Annotated in this window: 21 protein-coding genes; 6 read left to right on the forward strand and 15 right to left on the reverse strand. The window is 61.5% G+C overall.

The window, feature by feature from the left end; all coding sequences use genetic code 11:
- Positions 1–13: 13 nt before the first annotated feature.
- Positions 14–1174, reverse strand: a complete 1161-nt coding sequence (locus ACKUG4_RS04030) for an AAA family ATPase (protein ID WP_085647930.1) — start codon at positions 1172–1174, stop codon at positions 14–16.
- Between the two features lie 144 nt (positions 1175–1318).
- On the opposite strand from ACKUG4_RS04030, the gene ACKUG4_RS04035 reads away from it, so the two are divergent.
- From ACKUG4_RS04035 to ACKUG4_RS04045, 3 genes are read left to right on the forward strand one after another with little or no spacing between them, the layout of a single operon-like run.
- Complete coding sequence (locus tag ACKUG4_RS04035; RefSeq protein ID WP_011331936.1) at positions 1319–2422, forward strand: efflux RND transporter periplasmic adaptor subunit; 1104 nt, start codon at positions 1319–1321, stop codon at positions 2420–2422.
- On the forward strand, positions 2419–3483 hold the full coding sequence (locus ACKUG4_RS04040; RefSeq protein WP_445433509.1) for an efflux RND transporter periplasmic adaptor subunit: 1065 nt from the start codon (positions 2419–2421) through the stop codon (positions 3481–3483). The genes ACKUG4_RS04035 and ACKUG4_RS04040 overlap by 4 nt, the downstream gene beginning before the upstream one ends.
- Positions 3480–6533, forward strand: coding sequence for an efflux RND transporter permease subunit (locus tag ACKUG4_RS04045; protein ID WP_085611215.1), 3054 nt, complete (start codon positions 3480–3482; stop codon positions 6531–6533). Before ACKUG4_RS04040 ends, ACKUG4_RS04045 begins: the two co-directional genes overlap by 4 nt.
- Before the next feature lie 26 nt (positions 6534–6559).
- On the opposite strand, the gene ACKUG4_RS04050 is transcribed toward ACKUG4_RS04045, so the two are convergent.
- On the reverse strand, positions 6560–7189 hold the full coding sequence (locus ACKUG4_RS04050) for a class I SAM-dependent methyltransferase (RefSeq protein ID WP_445433510.1): 630 nt from the start codon (positions 7187–7189) through the stop codon (positions 6560–6562).
- 217 nt (positions 7190–7406) lie between these two features.
- On the opposite strand from ACKUG4_RS04050, the gene ACKUG4_RS04055 reads away from it, so the two are divergent.
- A complete protein-coding gene (locus ACKUG4_RS04055) occupies positions 7407–8810 on the forward strand; it encodes a hypothetical protein (protein ID WP_445433511.1) in 1404 nt (467 codons plus the stop codon).
- Between the two features lie 30 nt (positions 8811–8840).
- Here ACKUG4_RS04055 and ACKUG4_RS04060 read toward each other — a convergent pair whose 3' ends face one another.
- From ACKUG4_RS04060 to ACKUG4_RS04110, 11 genes are all read right to left on the reverse strand, one after another.
- Positions 8841–9485 carry a methionine ABC transporter permease gene (locus ACKUG4_RS04060; protein ID WP_007952752.1) on the reverse strand — a complete coding sequence of 215 codons (645 nt, stop codon included), beginning with the start codon at positions 9483–9485 and terminating at the stop codon, positions 8841–8843.
- On the reverse strand, positions 9475–10599 hold the full coding sequence (locus ACKUG4_RS04065) for a methionine ABC transporter ATP-binding protein (protein WP_445433512.1): 1125 nt from the start codon (positions 10597–10599) through the stop codon (positions 9475–9477). The genes ACKUG4_RS04060 and ACKUG4_RS04065 overlap by 11 nt, the downstream gene beginning before the upstream one ends.
- A 2-nt stretch (positions 10600–10601) precedes the next feature.
- Positions 10602–11411, reverse strand: a complete 810-nt coding sequence (locus ACKUG4_RS04070) for a MetQ/NlpA family ABC transporter substrate-binding protein (RefSeq protein ID WP_007952748.1) — start codon at positions 11409–11411, stop codon at positions 10602–10604.
- A 67-nt stretch (positions 11412–11478) separates the two neighbouring features.
- Positions 11479–12831, reverse strand: a complete 1353-nt coding sequence (locus tag ACKUG4_RS04075; protein WP_085611211.1) for an LLM class flavin-dependent oxidoreductase — start codon at positions 12829–12831, stop codon at positions 11479–11481.
- On the reverse strand, positions 12831–14024 hold the full coding sequence (locus ACKUG4_RS04080; RefSeq protein ID WP_064592705.1) for an SfnB family sulfur acquisition oxidoreductase: 1194 nt from the start codon (positions 14022–14024) through the stop codon (positions 12831–12833). The genes ACKUG4_RS04075 and ACKUG4_RS04080 overlap by 1 nt, the downstream gene beginning before the upstream one ends.
- Before the next feature lie 38 nt (positions 14025–14062).
- Positions 14063–15304 carry an SfnB family sulfur acquisition oxidoreductase gene (locus tag ACKUG4_RS04085; RefSeq protein ID WP_445433513.1) on the reverse strand — a complete coding sequence of 414 codons (1242 nt, stop codon included), beginning with the start codon at positions 15302–15304 and terminating at the stop codon, positions 14063–14065.
- 266 nt (positions 15305–15570) lie between these two features.
- Complete coding sequence (locus ACKUG4_RS04090) at positions 15571–16335, reverse strand: hypothetical protein (RefSeq protein ID WP_085647937.1); 765 nt, start codon at positions 16333–16335, stop codon at positions 15571–15573.
- Positions 16336–16789: 454 nt separating this feature from the next.
- Positions 16790–17539 carry an L-cystine ABC transporter ATP-binding protein TcyN gene (tcyN, locus tag ACKUG4_RS04095; RefSeq protein ID WP_064382730.1) on the reverse strand — a complete coding sequence of 250 codons (750 nt, stop codon included), beginning with the start codon at positions 17537–17539 and terminating at the stop codon, positions 16790–16792.
- Between the two features lie 4 nt (positions 17540–17543).
- Positions 17544–18209 carry a cystine ABC transporter permease gene (gene tcyL, locus ACKUG4_RS04100; RefSeq protein ID WP_007952735.1) on the reverse strand — a complete coding sequence of 222 codons (666 nt, stop codon included), beginning with the start codon at positions 18207–18209 and terminating at the stop codon, positions 17544–17546.
- Entirely contained in the window at positions 18209–19009 is an 801-nt protein-coding gene (gene tcyJ / locus ACKUG4_RS04105) for a cystine ABC transporter substrate-binding protein (RefSeq protein WP_445433514.1), read from the reverse strand. The genes tcyL and tcyJ overlap by 1 nt, the downstream gene beginning before the upstream one ends.
- 245 nt (positions 19010–19254) lie before the next feature.
- Entirely contained in the window at positions 19255–20259 is a 1005-nt protein-coding gene (locus tag ACKUG4_RS04110) for a D-cysteine desulfhydrase (RefSeq protein WP_085647938.1), read from the reverse strand.
- 190 nt (positions 20260–20449) lie between these two features.
- Here ACKUG4_RS04110 and epsC point away from each other — a divergent pair, with 190 nt between their 5' ends.
- Complete coding sequence (gene epsC / locus ACKUG4_RS04115; RefSeq protein WP_007952730.1) at positions 20450–21376, forward strand: serine O-acetyltransferase EpsC; 927 nt, start codon at positions 20450–20452, stop codon at positions 21374–21376.
- A gap of 471 nt (positions 21377–21847) precedes the next feature.
- Complete coding sequence (gene betT / locus ACKUG4_RS04120; RefSeq protein WP_172829513.1) at positions 21848–23809, forward strand: choline transporter BetT; 1962 nt, start codon at positions 21848–21850, stop codon at positions 23807–23809.
- A gap of 24 nt (positions 23810–23833) precedes the next feature.
- On the opposite strand, the gene ACKUG4_RS04125 is transcribed toward betT, so the two are convergent.
- Positions 23834–24094: a hypothetical protein gene (locus ACKUG4_RS04125; protein WP_007952727.1), complete on the reverse strand. Its 261-nt coding sequence runs from the start codon at positions 24092–24094 to the stop codon at positions 23834–23836.
- Positions 24095–24181: 87 nt separating this feature from the next.
- Entirely contained in the window at positions 24182–25219 is a 1038-nt protein-coding gene (locus ACKUG4_RS04130; protein WP_445433515.1) for a LacI family DNA-binding transcriptional regulator, read from the reverse strand.
- Positions 25220–25408: the final 189 nt, after the last annotated feature.

The following is a 25408-nucleotide window of genomic DNA, read 5'->3' on the forward strand; positions in this document are numbered from 1 at the left end:
TCAACTGACACACCTAATCAGGCCAGTTCCACGCCGGCTCATCCAGAACCCTCTGCCCGACGATCCCCGTCTGGCCGAGGGTTTTTTCCAGCACGATGCAATTGCATTCCGGGTCTTCCTGCAACGCCGAAATCAATCGTCGGGCGTGGGACACCACCCACACCTGACACTGCTCCGACACCCGGATGATCAGGCGCGCCAGCGCCGGCAGCAGATCTGGGTGCAGGCTGGTTTCCGGTTCGTTCAGCACCATCAGCGACGGCGGGCGTGGCGTCAGCAGCGCGGCGACCAGCAGCAGATAACGCAACGTGCCATCCGACAGTTCCGCTGCCGACAACGGCCGCAACAACCCTTCCTGAAAGAACTCGATGGCGAAGCGGCCGCCCGCCAGCGGTGCGATGTTCAGCCGTGCGCCGGGAAAGGCGTCGCTGATCGCCGCCTGCAACGCCTCGGGATCGCCGATCTCGCGGATGGTCTGCAACGCAGCCGCCAGATCGCGGCCATCGTGATGCAGCACCGGCGTGCGCGTACCCAGTTGCGGCTGGCGCACCGGGGCGTCGGCGTCACTGCGAAAGTGATCGTAGAAGCGCCAGCGGCGGATGAACTCGCGCATCTGGAACACCTCCGGCGAGGTGCGCAGGCTGCCGACCTGATCGAACAGGCTGTCGAAGTTTGGCGTGTGCTGGGCCAACACATCCCAGCTGCGACCCTCACGGGTGCGGATCATCGGCCCGTCGCGATCCACCAGCAGACTGGCCGGACGATAGAGCGGCCCGGCCCAGATGCATTCCTTTTTGATTTCCGGGTCGAGGGAAAAGAACGAAAGGCTAGGCTCCGGCAAGCCCAGGGCGATCGAATAGCTGAAATCTTCCCCGGCAAAGCCCAGGCGCAGGCGTTTCACACCCTGGCGCACGGTGGACTGGATCGGCACCTCGCCGTTGCGCATGCGCCGGCTGATGGTTTCCGGCCCGGCCCAGAACGTCGAGTCGAGACCACCCTCACGGGCCAGCGCATTGACCACGCCGCCCTGAGCGGTTTCCGCGAGCAACCGCAGCGCCCGGTACAGGTTGGATTTGCCGCTGCCGTTGGGGCCGGTGATCAGGTTCAGACGGCCCAGCGGAATCACCAATTTATTGATCGAGCGGTAATTGGCCACCGCGAGGGTCTTGAGCATGAAAATCCTTCCTGGGTGCCCCGAAATCCGGGTCAGGATACTCCCTGCACAGAAATGCATATATCGGCCGGACGAAGGTTGAACCCTGTTCTAAGCTCACAGTCGTATCGTCACTTGCACGTTCGTACACAGGAAGGAGTCTGCATGGCGAGTCCCGGATTGAAAACAGCGGTCATGCTGAGTCTGTTCGCTTTGTTGAGCGCGTGCGGCGAGAAAAAGGCCCCCGCCGAATACCTGCCCCGGGTCTTCGTGCAGGAGGTGAACCCCGCCAATTACGCCGCCGCCGTGACCCTCACCGGCGATGTTCAGGCCCGCGTGCAGACCGAACTGTCGTTCCGGGTCGGCGGCAAGATCATCCAGCGCATGGTCGATGTCGGTGACCGCGTCTCGGCCAAGCAAGTGCTGGCCAAGCTCGATCCGAAGGATTTGCAGACCAACGTCGATTCCGCCCAGGCTCAGGTAGTGGCCGAGCAGGCGCGGGTCAAACAGAGCGCCGCCGCGTTCGTCCGCCAGCAGAAACTGTTGCCCAAGGGCTACACCAGCCAGAGCGAATACGATTCCGCGCAGGCCGCCTTGCGCAGCAGCCAGAGTGCCTTGAGCGCAGCGCAGGCGCAGTTGGCCAACGCCAAGGATCAATTGAGCTATACCGCGCTGATCGCCGATGCGCCGGGCGTCATCACTGAGCGTCAGGCCGAAGTCGGTCAGGTGGTTCAGGCCACGGCGCCGATATTCAGTCTGGCCCGGGACGGTGACCGCGACGCCGTGTTCAACGTTTACGAATCCCTGCTGGCCGAGCGGCCGGCGGAGCGTTCGATCGTCGTCAGCCTGCTCGACAACCCCGCCATCAAGACCACCGGCACCGTGCGCGAAATCACCCCGGCGGTGTCCGCGCAGTCCGGCACGGTGCAGGTCAAGGTCAGCCTCGACAGCCTGCCGCAGGGGATGCAGCTGGGCTCGGTGGTGAGCGCCACGGCCAAGGGCACCGGCAAGTCGGCCGTTGAATTACCGTGGTCGGCGCTGACCAAGAACGTCAGCGATCCGGCGGTGTGGATGGTCGACGACAAAGGTGAAGCGCAGTTGCACAATGTCACCGTCAGCCGCTACCTGATCGGCAAGGTCATCATCAGCGAGGGCCTCAAGGGCGGGGAAAAAGTCATTGTCGCGGGTGGGCAGTTGCTGCATCCGGGCATGAAGGTCGAAATAGCCGAAAACACCTACAAGGATCTGCAACCGGGAGCACAGCCATGAAGCGTCTGGGGCTGTTATCCATTGGTGTGTTGCTGGCCGCCTGTTCGAAAAGCGAGCCACCGCCGGAGCCGGTACGGCCGGTGTTGTCGGTCAAGGTCGAAGCGTTGAGCGAGGAAAACCTCGGGCGTTTCGCCGGCAGCATTCAGGCACGCTATGAAAGCAACACCGGTTTTCGTGTCGGCGGGCGCATTGCCAGCCGCAACGTCGATGTCGGCACCGAGGTTCAGAAGGGCACGCTGCTCGCCACCCTCGATCCGTCCGACCAGCAGAACCAGCTGCGTTCGGCCCAGGGCGATCTGGCCAGGGTTCAGGCACAGCTGATCAACGCCCAGGCCAACGCCCGCCGTCAGCAAGCGCTGTTCGACCGGGGCGTGGGGGCGCAGGCGCAACTGGACATTGCCATGACGGACCTGAAGACCACCCAAGCCTCGCTGGATCAGGCGCGGGCGGCGGTCAACCAGAGCAAGGATCAACTCGATTACACCCAGCTACGCTCGGACCACAAGGCGGTGGTCACCGCGTGGAATGCCGAGGCTGGGCAAGTGGTGACGGCGGGCCAGCAGGTGGTGACCCTGGCGCAACCGGACATCAAGGAAGCCGTGATCGATCTGCCGGACACCCTGGTCGATGAGATCCCGTCCGACGTGGTGTTTCTGGTGGCCGGGCAGCTCGACCCGAGCATCAACACCACAGCCACCCTGCGCGAGATCGAACCCCAGGCACAAAGTGCCACGCGCACCCGCCGCGCACGATTGACCCTGGCCAATACGCCCGACGGCTTCCGCCTCGGCACGGCGATCAGCGTCACCCTCAGCTCGGCGATCAAACCGCGTATCGAATTGCCCGTCACAGCGTTGCAAGAGGTCGATGGCAAGCTGCGGATCTGGGTCATCGACACCCAAAGCAAAACCGTCAACCCGCGCGACGTCAGCGTGATCAGCCGTAACGACAGCAGCGTGGTGCTCGCGGGTGGCGTGAAGAACGGCGAGCGCGTGGTCAGCGCCGGCGTCAACAGTCTCAAACCCGGACAATCCGTAAAACTTGACGAGGACAGTCAATGAAAGGCTCTTTCAATCTCTCCGAATGGGCCCTCAAGCATCAGTCTTTCGTCTGGTATCTGATGTTCGTCGCATTGCTCATGGGGGTGTTCTCCTACTTCAATCTGGGGCGCGAGGAAGACCCGTCGTTCACCATCAAGACCATGGTGATCCAGACCAAATGGCCGGGCGCGACCCAGGAAGAAACCCTCAAGCAGGTCACCGACCGCATCGAGAAAAAACTCGAAGAACTCGATTCCCTCGACTATGTGAAAAGCTACACGCGCCCCGGCGAATCGACGGTCTACGTGTACCTGCGCGATACCACCAGCGCCAAGGACATTCCGGAAATCTGGTACCAGGTGCGCAAGAAGATCGACGACATTCGCGGGCAGTTTCCTCAAGGTATTCAGGGGCCGGGATTCAACGACGAGTTCGGTGACGTGTTCGGCTCGGTGTACGCCTTCACTGCCGACGGCCTGACCATGCGCCAGTTGCGCGATTACGTGGAACAGGCGCGGGCCGAGATCCGCAATGTCCCGGGGCTGGGCAAGATCGAAATGATCGGCCAGCAGGACGAAGTGATTTACCTGAACTTCTCCACCCGCAAACTGGCGGCGCTGGGCATCGATCAGCGTCAGGTGGTGCAGAGCCTGCAATCGCAGAACGCCGTGACTCCGGCCGGTGTGATCGAGGCGGGCCCGGAGCGGATTTCTGTGCGGACTTCGGGCCAGTTCGCTTCGGAGAAAGACCTGGCCGAGGTCAATCTCAAGCTCAACGACCGCTTCTATCGCCTGGCAGATGTTGCCGACATCACTCGCGGTTACACCGATCCGGCCACGCCGGAATTCCGCTTCGACGGCAAGCCGGCGATCGGTCTGGCGATTGCCATGCAGAAGGGCGGCAACGTTCAGGAATTCGGCAAAGCACTGCACAAGCGCATCGATGAACTGACCGCGGATCTGCCGGTTGGCGTGGGTGTGCACACGGTGTCCGATCAGGCCGTGGTGGTGGAGGAGGCCGTTGGCGGCTTCACCAGTGCCTTGTTCGAAGCGGTGGTGATCGTGCTGGTGGTCAGCTTCATCAGTCTCGGCGTGCGCGCCGGGCTGGTGGTGGCGTGCTCGATCCCGCTGGTGCTGGCGATGGTATTTGTGTTCATGGAATACAGCGGCATCACCATGCAGAGGATTTCCCTCGGCGCTCTGATCATTGCCCTCGGCCTGTTGGTGGACGATGCGATGATCACCGTGGAAATGATGGTCACGCGCCTGGAAATGGGCGAGAGCAAGGAGGAGGCTGCGACGTTCGCCTACACCTCGACCGCGTTCCCGATGCTCACCGGTACGCTGGTGACGGTCGCCGGTTTCGTCCCCATCGGCCTCAACGCCAGTTCTGCCGGCGAGTACACCTACACGCTGTTCGCGGTGATTGCCGTGGCGATGATCGTGTCCTGGATCGTTGCGGTGTTTTTCGCCCCGGTGATCGGTGTGCACATTCTCAGCACCAACGTGAAAGCCCATGAGGCTGAACCGGGGCGCGTTGGCCGTGCATTCAACGGCGGTTTGCTGTGGTGCATGCGTAATCGCTGGTGGGCCATCGGCATCACCGTGCTGTTGTTTGTGCTGGCGGTGTTCTGCATGCGTTTTGTGCAGAATCAGTTCTTCCCGTCCTCGGATCGACCGGAAATCCTGGTCGACCTCAACCTGCCGCAAAACGCCTCGATCGACGAGACCCGCAAGGCCGTCGACAAGCTCGAGGCCACGCTCAAGGGCGACGCGGACATCGTGCGCTGGAGCACCTACATCGGTCAGGGCGCGATCCGTTTCTACCTGCCACTCGACCAGCAATTGCAGAACCCGTACTACGCGCAACTGGTGATCGTCAGCAAAGACTTTGAAGCCCGCGAGGCCTTGAGCCAACGCCTGCGCGAACGGCTGCACAAGGATTTCGTCGGCATCGGCAGCTACGTGCAGGCGCTGGAAATGGGCCCGCCGGTGGGGCGTCCGATCCAGTACCGGATCAGCGGCAAGGACATTGATCAGGTGCGCAAGCACGCCATCGACCTGGCGACTGAACTGGACAAGAACGAGCACATCGGCGAGATCATTTACGACTGGAACGAGCCGGGCAAAGTCCTGCGCATCGACATCGCCCAGGACAAGGCGCGCCAGCTCGGGCTGTCGTCCGAAGACGTGGCGAACCTGATGAACAGCATCGTCAGTGGCGCGCCGCTGACCCAGGTCAACGACGACATCTACCTGATCAACGTGGTCGGTCGGGCGGTGAGTTCGGAACGCGGTACGCCGGAAACCCTGCAGAACCTGCAGATCGTCACGCCCAACGGCACGTCGATCCCCTTGCTGGCCTTCGCCACGGTTCGTTATGAGCTGGAGCAGCCGCTGGTGTGGCGTCGTGACCGCTTGCCGACCATCACCATCAAGGCGTCGGTGCGTGACGAAATTCAGCCGACCGACCTGGTGAAACTGTTGAAGCCGTCCATCGACGCGTTCGCCGAAAAACTGCCCGTTGGCTACAAGGTCGCCACCGGCGGTACGGTCGAGGAGAGTGGCAAGGCCCAAGGACCGATTGCGAAAGTGCTGCCGTTGATGCTGTTCTTGATGGCGACGTTCCTGATGATCCAGCTGCACAGCGTGCAGAAGCTGTTCCTTGTGGCCAGTGTCGCGCCGCTGGGGTTGATCGGCGTGGTGCTGGCGCTGGTGCCGACCGGTACGCCGATGGGCTTCGTGGCGATCCTCGGGATTCTGGCCTTGATCGGCATCATCATCCGCAACTCGGTGATCCTTGTGACCCAGATCGACGAGTTCGAGCGCAAAGGCTATGCGCCGTGGGATGCGGTGGTGGAAGCCACCGAGCATCGACGTCGCCCGATCCTGCTGACCGCCGCCGCGGCGAGCATGGGCATGATCCCGATCGCCCGGGAAGTGTTCTGGGGGCCGATGGCCTACGCGATGATCGGCGGGATCGTGATTGCAACCCTGCTGACGCTGCTGTTTCTGCCGGCGCTGTATGTCGCCTGGTACAAGATTCGCGAGCCGAAGAAAGAGGCGCAGTAAGGCGAGCGCCTTGCGCTCATCGCCAACTACACGGCTTTGCGCCAGACACTCGCCAGCCAGGGCTGCTGCTCACGCGGCAGCCCCGCCGGCCGGTAGTAATGCTCAAGTTCCACGAACCCGGCAGCGGTCAACAATCCGCGCCAGGCTTCAAGATCGTGATACGAGCCATAACGCGGCCCGTTCCAGCCCTCACGGTTATCCCCGTGCGGGTTGGAGCTGAACAACACGCCGCCCGGCTTCAATGTCCCGTGCAGCTGCTTCAGGACCCTTGGCAACTCCTGCAACGGCACATGAAACAGCACCGCATTGGCGAAGATGCCGTCGAAGCGTTCTGCCGGCAGATCCAGCTTCAGAAAGTCCTGACACCACACTTCACAACCACTGTCGTCCCGCGCCATCTGCGCGAATTTTTCCGCGCCGTCGAGGCCGACGGCGACGTGTCCCATCCGGGTGAATGTCTGCAAATCCCGCCCCGGCCCGCAGCCGAAATCGAGAATGGAAAACGGCGCGTCACCCTGGATGTGCCGCAACAGGGCGTCGATGTTCTGGCTGACATCGTGATCGCGGGTGCCTTCACGAAAACCCTCGGCCACCGAGTTGTAGTGGCCGAGGGTGGTAGAGGTGATCTGTTCAAGATCGGTGGGGGTCTGCTTCATGGTCGTCATGGGCTGAAAGGAAGATCGGCAGACTATAAGCGCTTTCGCGGTTCAGAGGATCCAGATCCGGACAAAGCACAAAAAGCCGGCTCAAGTGCAATACATATTTACCGCACCTGACCGTTCCCGATCGGTTGCAATAGCGCCCACGCGATAGACAACTAGCGCGATGTCTGCCCGATTTTTTCAGGGGGATTTACTCAACAAGGATTTTTTCATGGGCAATACTCGAAAAACCTCCACCACGTCCTCCAGCCACAGCCTGGCAGACGCCATTGCACTGCGTAAAAGATCCGGTGCTGACTTTCCCGAGTACGAACCTGCGCACAAGAGTTTTCGGGACATGGATCAAACGGATGTGGAGGCCGTTCCCCAACCGGATATGCCAGACGCCGCAGTCATTGTTTCATCCCTGCCGACCGCCGAGATCCTGTCGGGTCGTTTCGGGGGCAGGACGCTTGCGGACTATCGCCTGAAAGCGCCGGCCACCCTGCCTGTGCCTGATGCCCTGGGGTTGAGGGTTATCAAGGGGCGCACGTTCGTCGATGTCGCCCCCGGCGAGATTGTCCAGGTTCGGCAAACCGCAGCAGATGGTGAATATCGCGCGACCTTGATGTCCGAGTGGACGGCTTCGGGACCGGTCTTGTTCTTCGATCCGCACAGCAAGATATGGTCGCCGGAACGGGCTCGGTCATCCGGCAACGCAGGCAATGTCATCGATATCGACATCGATGAGCTCATCCGCAATATCAGGAAAGATTCGGAAAAGCACAGTCGGGTCCACACCGGTATTGATGACGCGATCGAGCACGAGACAGCAAAGGAAGCCACGCTGACTGCACGGGGGCTGAAGCAGTTTTCACCGGAGCAGGCCGCATTGATTCGCACGGAGTTGCGAGTGGTCGAAAGCGTTTTCGCTGATGCCGTTCACGCCGTTGGCTTGAAATACGACGGTGCCAGCGCGGTTTACGAAAGTTTTTTTGGCGCAGATCACCAGGCCGTGGCGCAGCAGTTCTCTGACTCGGTGGCGCGAGGTCTTGCGCTTTCCAGGGAGTACCAAGGGACCTGGGGCGAGGAAAAATTCTTCGCAGTGGAGACTGAAAACAACAGCGCCGCCTGGATGTACAAGAAGGATTTTCATGGCCGGTTCTTCCTCAACCGCAAGTACATGCAGCAGGAGATTCTAGGCATGTCCCTGGGCCATGAAATGCTGCACACCAACCGCATCGACCGCTTCAGGACCATCGGTCCCAACGCCGCGGATTTCTTCTATCTGGGTGACAGCCAGCGTGGTTTGCTGAGTCTGGACCCGCTGACCGTCTACGACATTCCGGAGCGCAGCGTTTCCGAAGTGATAATGCGCGGTGGATTGACAGTCGAGTACGTGAACGCTTTTACGGACGATCACGACAACCTGCTGTTCGGGATCAGTGATTATCTGGGGATCGGCGACGATCTGGATCTTCAGACGGCGGTCGGCCTGTTCAATGCAAATCCGGCGCTGCGCGCGCATTTGGCCGCGAACAACGCCGACAGCATTGTTTACGCGGCAAAAAGCATGCAGGCGCTGCATCGAAGCAAAACGGAATACGCGTGGCTCGACAGCCTGATCGATGATTGATGCCGGGGAGGGCAGCGCTCATCGATTGTTCTAGCGCTTGTTCAGCCCCCGCGCCAGACGATCGCCGCCCAGCTGAATCAGCGCCACCAGTGCCACCAGCAGCACGATCACGGTCAGCATGATCTGGCTGTCGAAGCGCTGATAGCCGTAGCGATAGGCGATGTCACCCAGACCGCCGGCGCCAATCGCTCCGGCCATCGCCGATGAGTTGATCATTGTCACCAGGGTGATGGTGAAACCGCCGACAATCCCCGGCAGCGCCTCGGGCAGCAGCACATGCCAGACGATATGCCAGCGCCGGCAGCCCATGGCCTGCGCGGCTTCGATCAGGCCGTAGTCGACTTCACGCAGGCTCACCTCGGCGATACGCGCGAAGAACGGCGTGGCCGCAATGGTCAACGGCACGACCGCCGCCCACACGCCGTAGGTGGTGCCGACGATCAGTCGGGTGAACGGAATCAGCGCGACCATCAGGATCAGGAACGGGATCGAGCGAAACAGGTTCACGAACGCACCCAACGCGCGATTGAGCACCGGTGCTTCGTAGATCCCGCCCTTGTCGCTGGTGACCAGAATCACCGCCATCGGAATCCCCGCCAGCAGTGCGATCAGCGACGAAACGCCGACCATCAGAAACGTGTCGATAAAACCCTGCAGCAAGCGATCAAACCACATAACCCAGCACCTCCGTGCGTTGTGCCCATTGCCCGGCGCGCTCACGCAATTGCTCGGCATTCAACTGCGAACCCGCGACCGCCAGCAGCAGTTGCCCGAGTGCGTGGCCCTGAATCCGTTCCACGCCGCCTTGCAGCAATTTCACCCGGCCACCGAGCGCGGCGAAGAGTGCGGCCAGATCCGGTTCGTCCTGTTGGCTGCCAGTGAACTGCAAACGCAGCACCACGGCCGCATCGGACGACGAAGGTTGCGCCTGCAAACGGCTTTGCAATTCTTCGGGCAAGGCGTGTTGCAGCGGCGCGAGCAAAGTCTGGCTGACCTCGTGCTGCGGATTGCCGAACACTTCCCAGACCGGGCCCTGCTCGACGATGCGGCCGTGTTCGAGCACGACGACGCGATCGCAGATCTCCCGGATTACTGCCATCTCGTGAGTGATCAGCACGATGGTCAGGCCCAGGCGTTTGTTGATTTCGCGCAGCAGGCCGAGGATCGACTGGGTGGTTTCCGGATCCAGTGCCGAAGTGGCTTCGTCACACAGCAGAATGTCCGGGTCATGCACCAGCGCGCGGGCGATGCCGACACGCTGCTTCTGCCCGCCGGACAGCTGCGCCGGATACGCCTTGTGCTTGGCTTGCAGGCCCACCAGTTCCAGCAGTTCGCGAACCTTCTTCTCCCGTTGTTCTTTCGGGACACCGGCGACTTTCAGCGGCAGTTCGACGTTCTGCCACACCGTTTTCGCCGACATCAGATTGAAGTGCTGGAAGATCATGCCGATCCGCCGCCGCAGGGCGACGAGGCGATCCTCGTCGTACTCGCCGATGTCCACCTGATCGATCAGCACCCGGCCCGAGGTCGGTTGTTCGAGGCGGTTGATGGTGCGGATCAGCGACGACTTGCCGGCGCCGCTGCGGCCGATGATGCCGAACACTTCACCGCGCTGGATCGCCAGGTCGATGCCTTGCAGGGCGGCGACCGGGCCTTGTTTGCCGTCGTAGGTCTTGCCGAGCCCGACGAAACGCACATGGGCGCGGTTCAGTTCGGGATGCAGTTCGGTGCGCTGTGCCAGCGCGGGTGGCTCTGGAAGATCCAGTCGCCGTTGGATGGCCGCGGTCATCCTCAGCTTTCCCAACCGGCCTGGTACAGCTTGCCGTGGGCTTTATCCAGCGCGGCGCGAACAGCCGGCGAATGCTGGTAGATGTCGACGAACTTGATCAGGCGCGGGTCGGTCTTGCTCTTCGGCTGGATCACGAACTGGATCACGTATTCCTTGTGATCGAGGCCGTCGAACAACAACGCGGAGCCGGCGTCGAAAGTCTTCGCCAGACGGATGTAGGCCGGGTAGCCCTGGACCAGATCGGCGTCATCGTAGGCGCGCACCAGTTGCACGGCTTCGACCTGGAGGATCTTGATCTTCTTCGGGTTGGCGACGATATCGTCTTCGGTGGCCTTGTAGCCGACCCCTGGCTTGAGGGTGATCAGACCGGCCTTGGCCAACAGTTGCAGGCCGCGTCCGCTGTTGATCGGATCGTTGGCGATGGCGACGCTGGCGCCTTCCGGCAGCTCGTCGAAGCTTTTGTATTTCTTCGAGTACAGGCCGACGTTGTTGATGATCCCTGGCGCAAACGGCACGAGGTCGAAACCGGAGGCAGCCTTGGCGTTTTCCAGGAACGGGATGTGCTGGAAGTAGTTCACGTCGATATCACCGGCGGCGAGGCTGACGTTCGGCGCGATCCAGTCGGTGAATTCCACCAGCTCGACTTTCAGGCCTTGTTTGGAGGCCTCTTCGACGGCGGCTTCCAGCGGAATCGCGAAGGCGGCGGTAGTGCCGATTTTCAACGGGGCATCTGCGGCGAACACCGCCGAGCTGAACAGGCCGAAGGCCAGGGCCAGTGCTTTGACTGGGTGGGACAGGAGCTTCTTGGTCATGGTGGTTTTCCAGTCAGTGAAATTAGCCTGATTCCCACGCAGAGCGTGGGAAGGATGAGTGCCGGGGTTAGTGTCGGTAGTGGGCGCCGGTGTGTTGCGGCGGCAGGTGCGCTTCGCCGTGAAACAGTTTTTCCCGCAGGCTGCCGGTGTCGTACGCGGTCTTGTACGAGCCGCGCCGTTGCAGTTCCGGAATCACCAGATCGATGAAATCCACATAGCTTTCCGGGGTGACGATGCGGGTCAGGTTGAAGCCGTCGAGGCCGGTTTCGGCGATCCACGATTCCAGTTCATCCGCCACTTGTTGCGGCGAGCCGACCACCGTGATGTAGCGCCCGCCCAGAGCGTGCTGATCGAGCAATTTGCGCCGGGTCCAGTCGTTGTTCTGCAGGTTCTTGGTGGCGGACTGGATCGCGTTGCTCTTCACGTACTGGATCGGTTCGTCGATTTCGTACTGGGAAAAGTCGATGCCAGTGGACGCCGAAAAATGCGCCACACCGGCTTCGGCGCTGGCGTAGCTCAGGTATTCGGCATGCTTGGCCCAGGCCGCTTCCTCGGTCTCGCCGACGATCACGTTCAAGCCCATGAACACCTTGATGTCCTCAGGATTGCGACCTGCTTCGACGGCGCTGGCGCGGACCTTGTCCACCTGCACCTTGGTCGACGGTTTGTTCTGGCCGCTGATGAACACGCACTCGGCATGCCGCCCGGCGAACAGCAAACCGCGATCCGAACTGCCGGCCTGGAACAGTACCGGCGTGCGCTGCGGCGACGGCTCGCACAGGTGATAACCCTCGACCTGATAGAACTCGCCCTTGTGTTCGACCTTATGCACCTTGTCCGGCTGCGCGTAGATCCGCTGCTGCGGATCGTTGAGCACCGCGCCGTTTTCCCAGCTGCCTTCCCAGAGTTTGTAGAGCACTTCGAGGTACTCGTCGGCCTGGTCGTAACGCCGGTCATGTTCGACCTGTTCACTGAGGCCCATGGCCTTGGCGGCGCTGTCCAGATAACCGGTGACGATGTTCCAGCCCACCCGTCCACGGCTCAGATGATCGAGGGTCGACATGCGACGGGCGAACAGATACGGCGGCTCGTAGGTGAGGTTGGCGGTCAGGCCGAAACCGAGGTTTTTGGTCACCGCGGACATCGCCGATACCAGCAGCAGCGGATCGTTGACCGGCAGCTGGATCGACTCTTTCAGGGTGACGTCCACCGAGTTTTGATAAACGTCGTACACGCCGACGATGTCAGCGATGAACAGCCCGTCGAACAGCCCCCGCTCCAGCAGTTGCGCCAGTTCGGTCCAGTATTCGATGGTCTTGTATCGGGTCGAGGTGTCGCGCGGATGCGTCCACAACCCGTGGTTGATGTGGCCGATGCAATTCATGTTGAACGCATTGAGCAGGATCTTTTTCTTGCTCATTAGATGGTCCCTCGCAGCGGAGGGTTTTCATCGTTGAGGTAGTAATTGCCCACCGCGTGATATTTCCAGCGCACCGGGTCGTGCAGCGTATGTACCCGGGCGTTGCGCCAGTGACGGTCGAGGCCATGCTCGCTCAGGGTGGCCTGGCTGCCGGCCAGCTCGAACAGGGTGCTGCCGGCGGCCAAGGAGATTTCGGTGCTGATCGCCCGTGCTTCGGCGACCGCAATCGAAGCCGCTGCAACCGTCTCGGCGTTGGTCTCGGCCTGGGCCGCGTCGAGGAATTCGCCGGCGCGTTCGAGCAGCGCTTCGGTGGCGTGCAGGCGAATACTCAGGTGGCCGAAGCTCTTGAGAGTCAGCGGGTCTTCGGTGGCCTTGTCGTTGCCCGAATCGATCCATGGACGGGTCTTGCTGCGCACGAAGTGCAGCGCATCTTCGTAGGCGGCGCGGGCGATGCCGGTGTCGATGGCGGCGTGAAGGATCTGCGCCAGCGGGCCGACCGGGGTCGGGCGCTCGAAAGCGCTCTGGAACGGGATGACATCTTCGGCGGCGACATACACGTCTTCGAACACCACCGAACCGCTGCCGGTGGTGCGCTGGCCGAAGCCGCTCCAGTCGTCGATCACGGTCAGGCCTTTGCTGTCGCGGGGGACGAAGGCCAGTTGCTGCACGCCGTTTTCATCGACCACGGACGTTGGAATGCGTTGGGCGTAAATCGCACCGGTCGCATAGAACTTGCGGCCATTGATGCGATAACCGCTGCCGTCGCGTTCGAGGCGGGTGACCCGGTCGTGGGCGGTCCTGGTGCCCAGTTCTGCCAGGGCATTGCCGAAGCGCTGGCCGGCGAGGACTTCGGCGTACAGCCGTTGTTTCTGCTCGTGGCTGCCGTTCACCCGAAGCACTTCGAGGGCATAGAAATGGTTCTGTGGAATCTGCCCCAGCGAGCCGTCAGCCCGGGCGATCAGGGCGATGACTTTGGCCAGGGTCACGTTGGACACACCGGCGCCACCGTACTCCTTGGGCACGCTGATGCCCCACAGGCCGGAGCGGGAAAACACGTCGAGTTCCGGCAGCGGCAGGCGGCGTTCGCGGTCGCGCAGGTTGCTGTCGCGCTGGAAATCTTCGGCCAGGTCGCTGGCGACGATCAGGGCTTGCTCGTCGCTGGTGATGAGCGCGACGGGATGGGAAAGAGTCATGTGTTTCTCCAGAGATCTGGTCAAAAGTGTTCGGGTCGTCAGATCCAGGAATGGCGAGCCGGCAACTTGCCGTTGAGGCGATAGGCGCCGACCGCGTGATACTTCCAGCGCACCGGGTCGTGCAGGGTGTGCACCCGGGCGTTGCGCCAGTGACGGTCGAGGTTGAATTCGGCGAGGGTGGCGCGGCTGCCGGCCAGTTCGAAGAGTTTTTCGCTGGCCAGCAGTGAGATCTCGGTGGTCAGCACCTTGGCTTCGGCCACGGCAATCGACGCGCGGGCGGCGGATTCGGCGGTCAGTGGCGCGGCGTGCACCTTATCCAGCACTTGCCCGGCCTTGCGCAGCAGCGCTTCGGCGGCGTGCAGTTCGATTTTCAGTTTGCCGATGTCGGCAATCACGTAGAGGTCATCGCTGGCCCGTTCGACGTTGGCGTCGATCCACGGCCGCGCGCGAGTCTTGACGAATTCGATGGCGTCATCGATGGCGCCACGGGCGATACCGGCGTCGATCGCTGCCTGAATCAGCTGCGACACCGCGCCCTGGGTGTTGGGCTTTTCGTTGATCTTCCAGTTGTCCACCACGAGGCCGGCGTCGACCCGCACGTTGTTCAACAGGATCGTGCCGCTGGCGGTGGTGCGCTGGCCGAAACCCGACCAGTCATCGACGATGCGCAATCCCGGCGTGCCGCGCCGGACGAAAGCCAGGACTTGCTTGCCGTCATCGTTGAGCGCCTTGACTGCGACCCAGTGGGCGAACAGGGCGCCGGTGGAGTAGAACTTCTGGCCATTGATCACGTAGTCATCGCCGTCGGCGGTGATGCGCGCCTTCAGTTCCAGGGTGTCCTTGGTGCCGCGTTCAGGCCCGGCGTTACCGATGCGCCAGCCTTCGAGCACGCTCTGCAGCAGATGCTTTTTCTGCTGCTCGGTGGCGCTGCCGAGGATCAGGTTGATGATGCCGAACTGGTTCTGCGGGATCTGTCCCAGCGCCGGGTCGGCTGCGGAAATGATCGCGAACACCTCGGCCAGGGTGACGAAGGAAACCTGCGGGCCGCCGTACTCGCGCGGAATCGCGATGCTGCCGAGGCCACTGCGGGTGAACTGTTCGATTTCCGACCATGGCAGCTTGCGCTGGCGATCGCGTTTGGCGGCCTGCACGCGGGCGACCTGCGCCAGCTCATGGGCGGCCTTGATGGCTTGAGCGTCGTTGCGCAGCACTTGTGCGGGCAACAACAGCGGGGCGATGTCCAGGTCACTCTGGACGTTTGCGTCTGCCAGACTGGACATCAGTGCCGCTCCTTGGCTGCACGCAATGCCCTGGCGATCTGCACTGGGGTGATTGTGTTCCGGACCATGCTACCTACCTCACATCTCATGAAAAACGCCGCAAAGGTGCGGCGAACGAAAGAATGTCCGGTGGTCCGGTGTATATACCCTAAGCGCGTATAAAATTTAAATAAACTAACTTTTAGGAATATGTATAGAAGGGGGCGTGGTCTGGCTGGTTAAGCGTGCGGCGACGAGGGACGGCGTCCCTCATCGACCGTTTTGGCTCATTTCTTTTGTGGCTCTGCCGCCTTCAGCGTTTCCTTGAGCGGCACCTTGAGGTAGGGATTCACGCATCCGATCTTCAGCGTTCGCGGCGGTGCCCAGCGCGAGTTGTTGCCGACCCGGTCGAGGATGCAATAGGTCACGTCCAGCCGCAGATCCTCGCCGGCCTCGGTGATGACTGCCGGCGGCACCCAGACCTGAATCGGCTTGCCGATATCGGCAGGGGTGATGCGTGCCAGATCCATCCGTACATCGCCCCAGCGCAAGGTGATGGCATCGCCTTCGGCCATGTTCAGATACGGCTCGATAGTCAGTGGCACGCCGCGTCTGATCTGGTTTGCGTTGACGCCCTGACGGCGAATGGTCTCGGGCAGGGTCACAGGAGCCAGTTGCTGGTTTTCGTCGCCACACAGCGCTGGAGGCTGTCCTCCGGGGCAGTCGAGCTTGACCGTGACCCGCGCCGCCGCCGACAGCGATGGCCCGTGCCCCACCCGCATGACTCGATAGTGGATGCGAGACGAGCCGCTGGCGATGAAGCTTTCCGGCACTCGCAGGCTGACTGGGGTTGCGACGTCCTGTGCTGTCAGCACGTGAGAGGCGACGTAGCAGTTGTCCCAAAACAGTTCGATCAGATCGCCGGTGTCCATGTCCGGATAAGGCGGCACATCGACCAGCAGATGAGCCGCTGCCGCGAGGTTGATGCCGTTGTTTCGGGATGGCGCCAGGCTCGGCGCGGCCAGTTCGGGAATGTGCGAAGTGCGGGTCATGAAATCCTCTCCTTGAAGCCTTGCAGCGAAATCCGTTTCTGAAAGTTCAAATGGCATGAATTGCCCAGTAATAAAAACAGGGTCGTTCGGCCATTCGTTATCGGGTCTTGGTAATGTTGTGGCGCGATGAGTGACTAGATAAAAGTTCGCTGAATGGCGTGTCAACGGACAGGGTTAGTTAATTGGAGAATTACGGATTTATCAGAAGCTTCCTACGCAGATAAGGCACTCTACCTATTCTGTATGGCGAATCGAGCCACAGCTTTTGCCGGATTTTATCGTTCTGTCGTCGGTCGGTTTGTACAGCTGGAAATTTGGAGGGGGCGAACTTTAATCGCGGCGAGACTGTTGCAGGACATATATATGTAATGCAGTCACTTGATTAATCTTTTAGTGGGGAGGGCGTAAGCGAAACTTCCATCCATGGAAGTTTGTATTCCGGAAAGTTTACAGGTCAGCCGTTATTTCTGAACTTACTGAGGAACTGTCGAGTGCGTTCTTCTTTCGGATTGGCAAACAACGCTTTCGCTTCACCTTGTTCGACGATCACGCCTTTATCGAAAAACACCACGCGGTTGGCCACATCACGAGCGAACGCCATTTCGTGGGTGACGATCACCATGGTGCGTTTCTCCTCGGCGAGGCCGCGGATGGTCGCCAGCACTTCACCCACCAGTTCCGGATCGAGGGCCGAGGTCGGCTCGTCGAACAGGATCACTTCCGGCTCCATCGCCAGCGCCCGGGCAATCGCCACGCGCTGTTGCTGGCCACCAGACAGGCGCCGTGGGTAGGCGTCTTCCTTGCCCGCCAGGCCAACCTTGGCCAGCAGCTTCTTGCCCAGGGCAATGGCTGCATCGCGAGGCGTCTTCTTGACCACGATCGGGCCTTCGATGACGTTTTCCAGGGCGGTGCGGTGCGGGAACAGGTTGAAGTTCTGGAACACGAAGCCCACATGCTGGCGCAGGTTGCGCACCAGGCTCTGCTGCTGGTTCAGCGGGCGGCTGGTATCGATCTCGATCTCGCCGACCTTGATCCGGCCGCTGGTGGGTTCCTCGAGGAAGTTCAGGCAACGCAGGAACGTGGTCTTGCCCGAGCCGCTGGGGCCGATGATTGCCACGACCTCGCCTTCCTTCACCTCCAGATCAATGCCGTTGAGCACGACTTGACCCTTGAACTGCTTTGTCAGTTTTTCCACGACAATCATGGGGTCAGGACTCCTGGTCGTGCCGATTGACCCGCTCTTCCAACTTGTTCTGGAAGTGCGACAGCACCGTGGCCAGAATCCAGTAGATCAGCGCGGCGGCAAGATACATGGTGAAGACTTCAAAAGTTCGGGCGGTAATCAGCTGCGCCTGACGGAACAGCTCCGGCACCTGAATGGTGGCGGCCAGCGCGGTGTCCTTGACCAGCGAAATGAAGCTGTTGCCCAGCGGCGGCAACGCCGTGCGCATCGCCTGCGGCAGGATGGCCCGGCGCAGGGTCTGCGCGCGGGTCATGCCGATGCTCGCAGCGGCTTCCCACTGGCCGCGTTCAATCGAGCCGATCGCGGACCGCAGGATTTCACAGGCGTAGGCGGCCATGTTCAGCGAGAAGCCGATCAGCGCCGCCGGCAGCGGGTCGAGTTCCATGCCCAATTGCGGCAAGCCGTAATAGATCACGAACAGTTGCACCAGCAACGGCGTGCCGCGAAAGAACGACACGTAGATGCGGGCCAGCCAACTGACCGACTTGAAACGCGACAGGCGCATCAACGCCAGGCCAAAGCCCAGCAGCAGGCCGAAGAACATGCCGCCGAGGCTGAGGATTACCGTGTAGTACGCGCCCTTCAACAGGAAGGGCGCGGAGTCCAGTGCGAGTTGGAAAGCTTCTTCCATTATTGGGTGACGTCAGCGTTGAAGTATTTCGTGGACAGCTTCTCAAGGGTGCCGTCGGCACGCAGTTCGTCGAGGGCCTTGTTCACGGCGGCCAGCAGTTCAGGCTCGCCTTTGCGCAGGGCAATACCGGCTTCCTGACGCGAGAAGGCTTCACCGGCGGCGATGGTTTTCGGCGCTTTCTTGGCGTATTCCAGTGCGGCCAGACGGTCGATCAGGATCGCGTCGGTACGGCCGTTGTTCAGGTCGGCGAACTTGGTCGGATCATCGTCGTAGGTGCGCACGTCGGCACCCGGCACGTTGGCGCGGACCCACTGTTCGTAGTTGGTGCCCAGGCCCACGCCGACTTTCTTGCCGGACAGGTCAGCGGCGGATTTGATGTTCAGCGCGGCGGCCTTGTCTTTCAGTACCAGCGCCTGAATCCCGGAAACGGTGTACGGCTCGGAGAAGTCATACTTCTTCTTGCGCTCGTCGGAGATGGTCACCTGATTGACCACGACGTCCAGACGCTTGGATTCCAGTGCCGCGAGGATGCCGTCCCATTTGGTCGGCTGAATCTTGGCCTTCACGCCCAGCTTCTTGGCCAGGGCTTCGGACAGTTCGACTTCGAAACCCGACAGCTTGCCGTCGGCATCGACGAAGCTGAACGGTGGGTAAGTGCCTTCCAGGCCGACGTTGATAACGCCTTTGTCCTTGATCTGTTGCAGTTGTTCACCGGCAACGGCGCTGCTGATCAGACCGGCGCTCAGTGCCAGGCCCAGCGAACCTACCAGCAGATTTCGACGTAGTGCGGAAAGAATCATGACAAGCCCCTGTGTTTTCTTATGGAAGACGCTTAAGGAAAGTTGGCGAATCCGGGAATTGGACGACAGCGCTATCCTGCCTTAAAGCAGCTTATGCGTCTCTCGCGAAATTCGCCTGCGGCGAGACTATATGACGGATCTTTTAGAATGGAAAATAATGAATTTTCTGTTTGTTATTCATCTGTGGAATATGTGTTTTTCGTATTCCGGGATGCATTCCCACGCAGAGCGTGGGAACGAGCGCGTCAGAGAAAATCCTTGTACGCAAACAACGCCGGGGCGCCGCCGGTGTGCAGGAAGATGATCGGGCCGTCGTCGAAACGCCCGCGACCGATGCCGTCGAGCAGCCCGGCCATGGCCTTGCCGGTGTAGACCGGATCGAGCAGCACGGCGTCCTGACTCGCCAGCAGTTTCACCGCCGCCAGTGTCCCGGCATTCGGCTCGCCGTAGCGCGGGCCGAAGTATTCGTCCCACAACTCGACCTTGAAGCTGTCCGGCAGCGCCACGCCCAGCAGGTCGGCGGTGCGTTCGGCCAGGCCCTGGACTTTCGGGCGCTGATCTTCTTCGCTGCGCGAGACGGTCACGCCTATCACCGGCAGTTGCGGCAGGGCTTCGCTCAACGCCAGCGCCAGACCGCTGTGAGTGCCGGCACTCCCCGAGGCCAAAACGACGGCGGAAAATTGCAGCCCGGTGTCCTTGATCTGTTCCGCCAGCTCCAGACCGGCGCGCACGTAACCCAGCGCGCCGAGGGCGTTGGAGCCTCCGATCGGCACCAGATACGGTTTCTTGCCGTTGCTGCGCAGGCGCACGGCGAGGGCGGCCAGTTGTTCGTCGGCGTTGTCGAGGTTGTCGACCAGCTCGACCTTGGTGTCGAACAGGTCCAGCAGCAGGCGATTGCCGTTGCCGGTGTAGTTGCTGTCGTCGGTGCCCAGCGGATTTTCCAGCAGCGCTACGCAACCCAGGCCCAGTTTGGCGGCCAGCGCGGCGGTCTGGCGAACGTGGTTCGATTGCAGTGCACCGGCGGTGATCAGGGTATCGGCGCCTTGGGCGAGGGCGTCGGCGGCGAGGTATTCGAGCTTGCGCAGCTTGTTGCCGCCCATGGCCAGCGGCGTCAGGTCATCGCGTTTGATGTAGACATCGCGGCCGAGCCAGGTGGACAGACGCTCGAGCTTTTCCAGTGGGGTCGGTTGGCCGAGCAGGTCGAGGCGGTTGAAGCGTTGCAGCTGTTGTTTGATCGGTTGTGTGGACATGGTTCCGTACTGGCGGAGGAAGATCACCGGACTATAGGCACGCCGATTTACCGGGGCAACCGTCAATCGCTTATAGCCAAATGTGCTTAGTCCAGCACTATCGGTTCTTAATTCGCCCCGATGGGGTTGCCGTAAAGTAGTCGCCGTTGACGCGGCCAGACAGTCCGGCCGCCCGTGAGGAGTCTTTACCGTGAGCGAGCGTTCCAGCCATTGGCAATTGCAGACCATCGTCAGCCAGCTGCGTACCGCGCGGGATCAGTGGCGGGCACAAAATGGCCGCGCGTCCGGCGAGCAGGGCGGGCGCGAATTGCCGTCCCGCGATGCGATGGCGCAAATCCTTGAAGCCCTGTGCGGCGCACTGTTTCCGATGCGGCTGGGGCCGGTGGATCTGCGTGAAGAGAGCGAGGATTTCTACGTCGGCCACACCCTCGACGTCGCGCTGAATGCGTTGCTGGCCCAGGCACGACTCGAGTTGCGTTACGTCGCCCGTCACAGTGCTCAGGCAGACACTGAAGTCGAGGCTCAGGCGATCAGGATCATCCAGGATTTCGCCCTCGCACTGCCGGGCCTGCGCAGCCTGCTCGACACCGATGTGCTGGCCGCCTACCACGGCGACCCGGCGGCGCGCAGCGTCGATGAAGTGCTGCTGTGCTATCCGGGGATTCTGGCGGTGATTCACCATCGTCTGGCTCACCATTTGTACCGCGCAGGCCTGCCGCTGCTGGCGCGGATCAGCTCGGAAATCGCCCACTCGGCGACCGGCATCGATATTCATCCGGGCGCGCAGATCGGCCGCAGTTTCTTCATCGACCACGGGACAGGTGTGGTGATCGGCGAGACCGCGATCATCGGCGAGCGCGTCAGGATTTATCAGGCGGTGACCCTCGGCGCCAAACGCTTCCCGGCGGATGAGGACGGCCAGTTGCAGAAGGGCCATCCACGCCATCCGATCGTCGAGGACGACGTAGTGATTTACGCCGGGGCGACGATTCTCGGGCGGATCACCATCGGCAAGGGTTCGACCATCGGCGGCAACGTGTGGCTGACCCGCAGCGTGCCGGCCGGGTGTAACCTGACCCAGGCCAACCTGCAGCATGATGACGGGACGCAGAAGTAAAACATCAAAAGCCACCCTCACCCCAGCCCTCTCCCGGAGGGAGAGGGAGCCGACCGAGGTGTCTGGCGCTGTACATCGACCTGAAACACCGAGTCGATTATGGATTCAGCGAAGCACTTTCACGTCGGCGTATCTCATGAATATCCCCCAATCAGTCCCCTCTCCCCCCGGGAGAGGGTTAGGGTGAGGGCGCTTTTGACTTTGATTTTTCCACTGAACGAATCCGCCCAAACCCCCGTCATACCCAACCTTGAGCTAGCGTACGAAAAGTACCGCTGAGCCCTGCGATTAGTCCTTGGCGCGCTATCCATGTTTAACTTGAACGTTCATTCAAGTTAAACCGGCGGTTCGCTGCCCGCTCACAACAGGAGGCTTGCCTTTGCTGAGTCCGATCATTTCAGCCATTTCCCAACGCCTTGAGGTGCACCGTTCATGAGTGCATCGTCCACCCCCGCCAGCGGTCTGGTGCGCATGAATCCGCCGGTGTTCTGGTTCGCCGCGACGGTGATTCTGCTGTTCGGCCTGACCGTCATCGCCATGCCGGAACAGGCCGGCGCCTGGCTTCTCGAAGCGCAAAACTGGGCGGCCAACACGGTCGGCTGGTACTACATGCTCGCCATGACCCTGTATCTGATCTTCGTGGTGGTTACCGCGTTGTCGGGCTACGGCAAGATCAAACTCGGTGCCGACCACGACGAACCCGAATTCAGTTACCTGTCCTGGGCCGGCATGCTGTTCGCCGCCGGGATCAGCATCACGCTGTTTTTCTTCTGCGTGTCCGAACCGTTGACCCACATGCTTCAGCCGCCGCAAGGCGAGGCCGGCACGGCGGACGCGGCGCGTCAGGCGATGCAGATTCTGTTTCTGCACTGGGGCCTGCACGGCTGGGGCGTGTTCGCTTTCGTCGGCATGGCGCTGGCGTATTTCGCCTACCGGCATAACCTGCCGCTGGCCCTGCGTTCGGCGCTGTATCCGCTGATCGGCAAACGCATCAACGGTCCCATCGGCTACGCGGTGGACGGCTTCGGCATCATCGCCACGGTGTTCGGCCTCGGTGCGGACATGGGCTTCGGCGTGCTCCATCTCAACTCCGGTCTGGACTATCTGTTCGGCATCGCCCACACCCAGTGGATTCAGGTCGGCCTGATCACGCTGATGATGGGCGCGGCGATCATCGTCGCCGTCTCCGGCGTGGATAAAGGTGTGCGGGTCATGTCCGACATCAACATGCTGCTGGCCTGTGCGTTGCTGCTGTTCGTGTTGTTCGCCGGTCCTACCCAGCATTTGCTCAACACCCTGATCCAGAACCTTGGCGACTACCTCGGCGCGTTGCCGATGAAGAGTTTCGACCTCTACGCCTACGACAAACCGAGCGACTGGCTCGGCGGCTGGACGGTGTTCTACTGGGCCTGGTGGATTGCATGGTCGCCGTTCGTGGGCCTGTTCATCGCACGGATTTCCCGTGGCCGGACCATCCGCGAATTCGTCTTCGGCGTGCTGCTGATTCCACTGGGTTTCACCCTGGCGTGGATGTCGATCTTCGGCAACAGCGCCATCGACCAGGTGCTCAATCACGGTATGACGGCATTGGGCATGTCGGCCCTCGACAACCCGTCGATGACCCTTTACCTGCTGCTGGAAACCTACCCGTGGAGCAAAACCGTCATCGCGGTAACGGTGTTCATCAGCTTCGTGTTCTTCGTCACCTCCGCCGACTCCGGCACCGTGGTGCTCTCGACCCTGTCGGCCAAGGGTGGCAACCCGGATGAAGACGGGCCGAAATGGCTGCGGGTGTTCTGGGGCGCGATGACCGCGCTGGTGACCAGCGCACTGTTGTTCTCCGGCAGCATCGATGCGTTGAAGTCGGCGGTGGTGCTGACCTCGCTGCCGTTCTCGATGATCTTGCTGCTGATGATGTGGGGCCTGCACAAGGCGTTCTACCTGGAGTCGCAGAAGCAGATCGCGCAACTGCATTCCCTGGCGCCGGTGTCCGGTTCACGGCGTGGCAAGGGCGGCTGGCGTCAGCGTTTGAGCCAGGCTGTGCACTTCCCGTCGCGCGACGAGGTGTACCGCTTCATGGACACCACGGTGAAACCGGCCATCGAAGAAGTGACGGCCGTGTTCGCCGAGAAAGGCCTGAACGTGGTCACCCAACCGGACCCGGCACACGACAGCGTCAGCCTGGAAATCGGTCACGGCGAGCAGCACCCGTTCATCTATCAGGTGCAGATGCGCGGCTACTTCACGCCGTCGTTTGCCCGTGGCGGCATGGGCTCCAAGCAGCTTAACAATCGCCGCTACTACCGCGCCGAAGTGCATCTGAGCGAGGGCAGTCAGGACTACGATCTGGTCGGCTACACCAAGGAGCAGATCATCAACGACATCCTCGACCAGTACGAACGGCACATGCAGTTCCTGCATCTGGTGCGTTGATCGGGGCAGGGCGCCGGGACGCTTTCAGGTCTCGGCGCTCAGCACCATGAACAACACCATCGCCGCCAGCGGCACACCATACACGGCGCTGCCGATCGCAATCTCCGACCCCAACGGCTGCCCGGCATGCACCACGCCGACCGCACCATTGATCACCGTCAACGCCAGCCACAACGCCGCGAAACCATAGGCCAGCGTCTGCCGACTGAAGCCGATGCGCTCGCCGATGTAAAACATCAGCGCCAGCAGGATCAGGCCGAAGAAGATGATGATTGCGGTGTGCATGGGGAGGCCTGCGGCATAGTCGGTGTTTGGTCGGGCGCCTTCGCGGTTTCATTTAGAGCATAGCCAAACCAGCCCACGCCATATTCGTCAGGTACTTTCCCGCTCAATGACCGTGCACTGCAGCAGATTCAACCGCTGCACCTCATCGCTCGGCAACACGCCAAGGCTTTCCAGCACCCGCGTCGCTGCCAGTACGCCAATCTCCAGCGCCGGCGGTTTGATGGTGCTCAGGCTCGGCAGCAGCATCTCGGCGAACGGGTAGTCGCCGAAGCCGAGGACGGCGCAGTCTTCGGGGATGTTGAGGCCGGCGCGTTGTCCGGCCAGCAGGCCGCCAGCGGCGAGGTTGTCGTTGGCGAAGATGATCGCGTCCGGGCGTGGTGAGGCGTTCATCAGCGCTTGCATCGCTTGCTTGCCGGCCTCGAACGGCGCGCGATCGGCGTCCGGTGCGAATACCCAGGGCTCAAGTCCTAGCTCACGCACGGTCGCCGCATAGCCGTCGCGGCGCTCCAGTGCGCTGAAGTCGCCGGGTGCGCTGTTCTGCACGAACGCGATGCGTCGATAGCCTTTGTTGTGCAGATAGCGAGCGGCGCTGACACCCACTTCAAAGTGCGAAAAACCGATCTGCATCGGCTCGCGATCCGGCTGGTAATCCCAGGTTTCGATCACCGGGATATCCGCTTCGGCAAGCATCTTTTCTGTGCCCGCGCTGTGGAAGTGACTGGTCACCACCAGCGCCGCCGGCGACCAGCCGAGGAAGGCCCGCACCGCGTTTTCTTCCTGTTCAGTGCTGAAGTAACTCGAGGCCAGAAGTAGCTGATAGCCGTGACGGCTAAGGGTGTCGCTGAAGCCCTGAATGGTGTTGGCGAAGATCGGCCCGGAAATGTTCGGGATCACCATACCGACGATTTTTCCCCGTGCCGAGGCGAGTCCGCCGGCCACCAGATTCGGCACATAACCCAGTTCGGCGACCACCGCCGCGATCCGTTCGCGACGCTCGGGCGAGACCTGTTCCGGCTGGTTGAAATAGCGCGACACGGTGATCGCCGAAACACCGGCCTGGCGCGCCACCGCGTTGAGGGTCACGCGACCGGCGCCACGGCGTTTGCGGGGCTTTTCTTCGCTCAAGGCTCGATCCTTCTTGAAAACCAAAACGCATATAAAAGTAATTTTTCAGTATTGGACGATCTATGTCCGGCTTGCCAATACTGGCGATGTTAGCGCTAACAATGCGCGTTGTCTGCTACTCGCTCGAGCGAATGCCCAAGACACCGAGACAGGCGCTGTCGTCGCAGAACGGCAGCGGTTCAGGGCAAC

It is taken from the genome of Candidatus Pseudomonas auctus, from assembly GCF_048654275.1.
Classification (GTDB): domain Bacteria; phylum Pseudomonadota; class Gammaproteobacteria; order Pseudomonadales; family Pseudomonadaceae; genus Aquipseudomonas; species Aquipseudomonas pharyngis.

Excerpts from the sequence above, each read along its gene's own strand:
- ACKUG4_RS04030 (WP_085647930.1), bottom strand. The coding sequence starts at position 1,174 with ATGCTCAAGACCCTCGCGGTGGCCAATTACCGCTCGATCAATAAATTG.
- ACKUG4_RS04035 (WP_011331936.1), top strand. The coding sequence starts at position 1,319 with ATGGCGAGTCCCGGATTGAAAACAGCGGTCATGCTGAGTCTGTTCGCT.
- ACKUG4_RS04040 (WP_445433509.1), top strand. The coding sequence starts at position 2,419 with ATGAAGCGTCTGGGGCTGTTATCCATTGGTGTGTTGCTGGCCGCCTGT.
- ACKUG4_RS04045 (WP_085611215.1), top strand. The coding sequence starts at position 3,480 with ATGAAAGGCTCTTTCAATCTCTCCGAATGGGCCCTCAAGCATCAGTCT.
- ACKUG4_RS04050 (WP_445433510.1), bottom strand. The coding sequence starts at position 7,189 with ATGAAGCAGACCCCCACCGATCTTGAACAGATCACCTCTACCACCCTC.
- ACKUG4_RS04055 (WP_445433511.1), top strand. The coding sequence starts at position 7,407 with ATGGGCAATACTCGAAAAACCTCCACCACGTCCTCCAGCCACAGCCTG.
- ACKUG4_RS04060 (WP_007952752.1), bottom strand. The coding sequence starts at position 9,485 with ATGTGGTTTGATCGCTTGCTGCAGGGTTTTATCGACACGTTTCTGATG.
- ACKUG4_RS04065 (WP_445433512.1), bottom strand. The coding sequence starts at position 10,599 with ATGACCGCGGCCATCCAACGGCGACTGGATCTTCCAGAGCCACCCGCG.
- ACKUG4_RS04070 (WP_007952748.1), bottom strand. The coding sequence starts at position 11,411 with ATGACCAAGAAGCTCCTGTCCCACCCAGTCAAAGCACTGGCCCTGGCC.
- ACKUG4_RS04075 (WP_085611211.1), bottom strand. The coding sequence starts at position 12,831 with ATGAGCAAGAAAAAGATCCTGCTCAATGCGTTCAACATGAATTGCATC.
- ACKUG4_RS04080 (WP_064592705.1), bottom strand. The coding sequence starts at position 14,024 with ATGACTCTTTCCCATCCCGTCGCGCTCATCACCAGCGACGAGCAAGCC.
- ACKUG4_RS04085 (WP_445433513.1), bottom strand. The coding sequence starts at position 15,304 with ATGTCCAGTCTGGCAGACGCAAACGTCCAGAGTGACCTGGACATCGCC.
- ACKUG4_RS04090 (WP_085647937.1), bottom strand. The coding sequence starts at position 16,335 with ATGACCCGCACTTCGCACATTCCCGAACTGGCCGCGCCGAGCCTGGCG.
- tcyN (WP_064382730.1), bottom strand. The coding sequence starts at position 17,539 with ATGATTGTCGTGGAAAAACTGACAAAGCAGTTCAAGGGTCAAGTCGTG.
- tcyL (WP_007952735.1), bottom strand. The coding sequence starts at position 18,209 with ATGGAAGAAGCTTTCCAACTCGCACTGGACTCCGCGCCCTTCCTGTTG.
- tcyJ (WP_445433514.1), bottom strand. The coding sequence starts at position 19,009 with ATGATTCTTTCCGCACTACGTCGAAATCTGCTGGTAGGTTCGCTGGGC.
- ACKUG4_RS04110 (WP_085647938.1), bottom strand. The coding sequence starts at position 20,259 with ATGTCCACACAACCGATCAAACAACAGCTGCAACGCTTCAACCGCCTC.
- betT (WP_172829513.1), top strand. The coding sequence starts at position 21,848 with ATGAATCCGCCGGTGTTCTGGTTCGCCGCGACGGTGATTCTGCTGTTC.
- ACKUG4_RS04125 (WP_007952727.1), bottom strand. The coding sequence starts at position 24,094 with ATGCACACCGCAATCATCATCTTCTTCGGCCTGATCCTGCTGGCGCTG.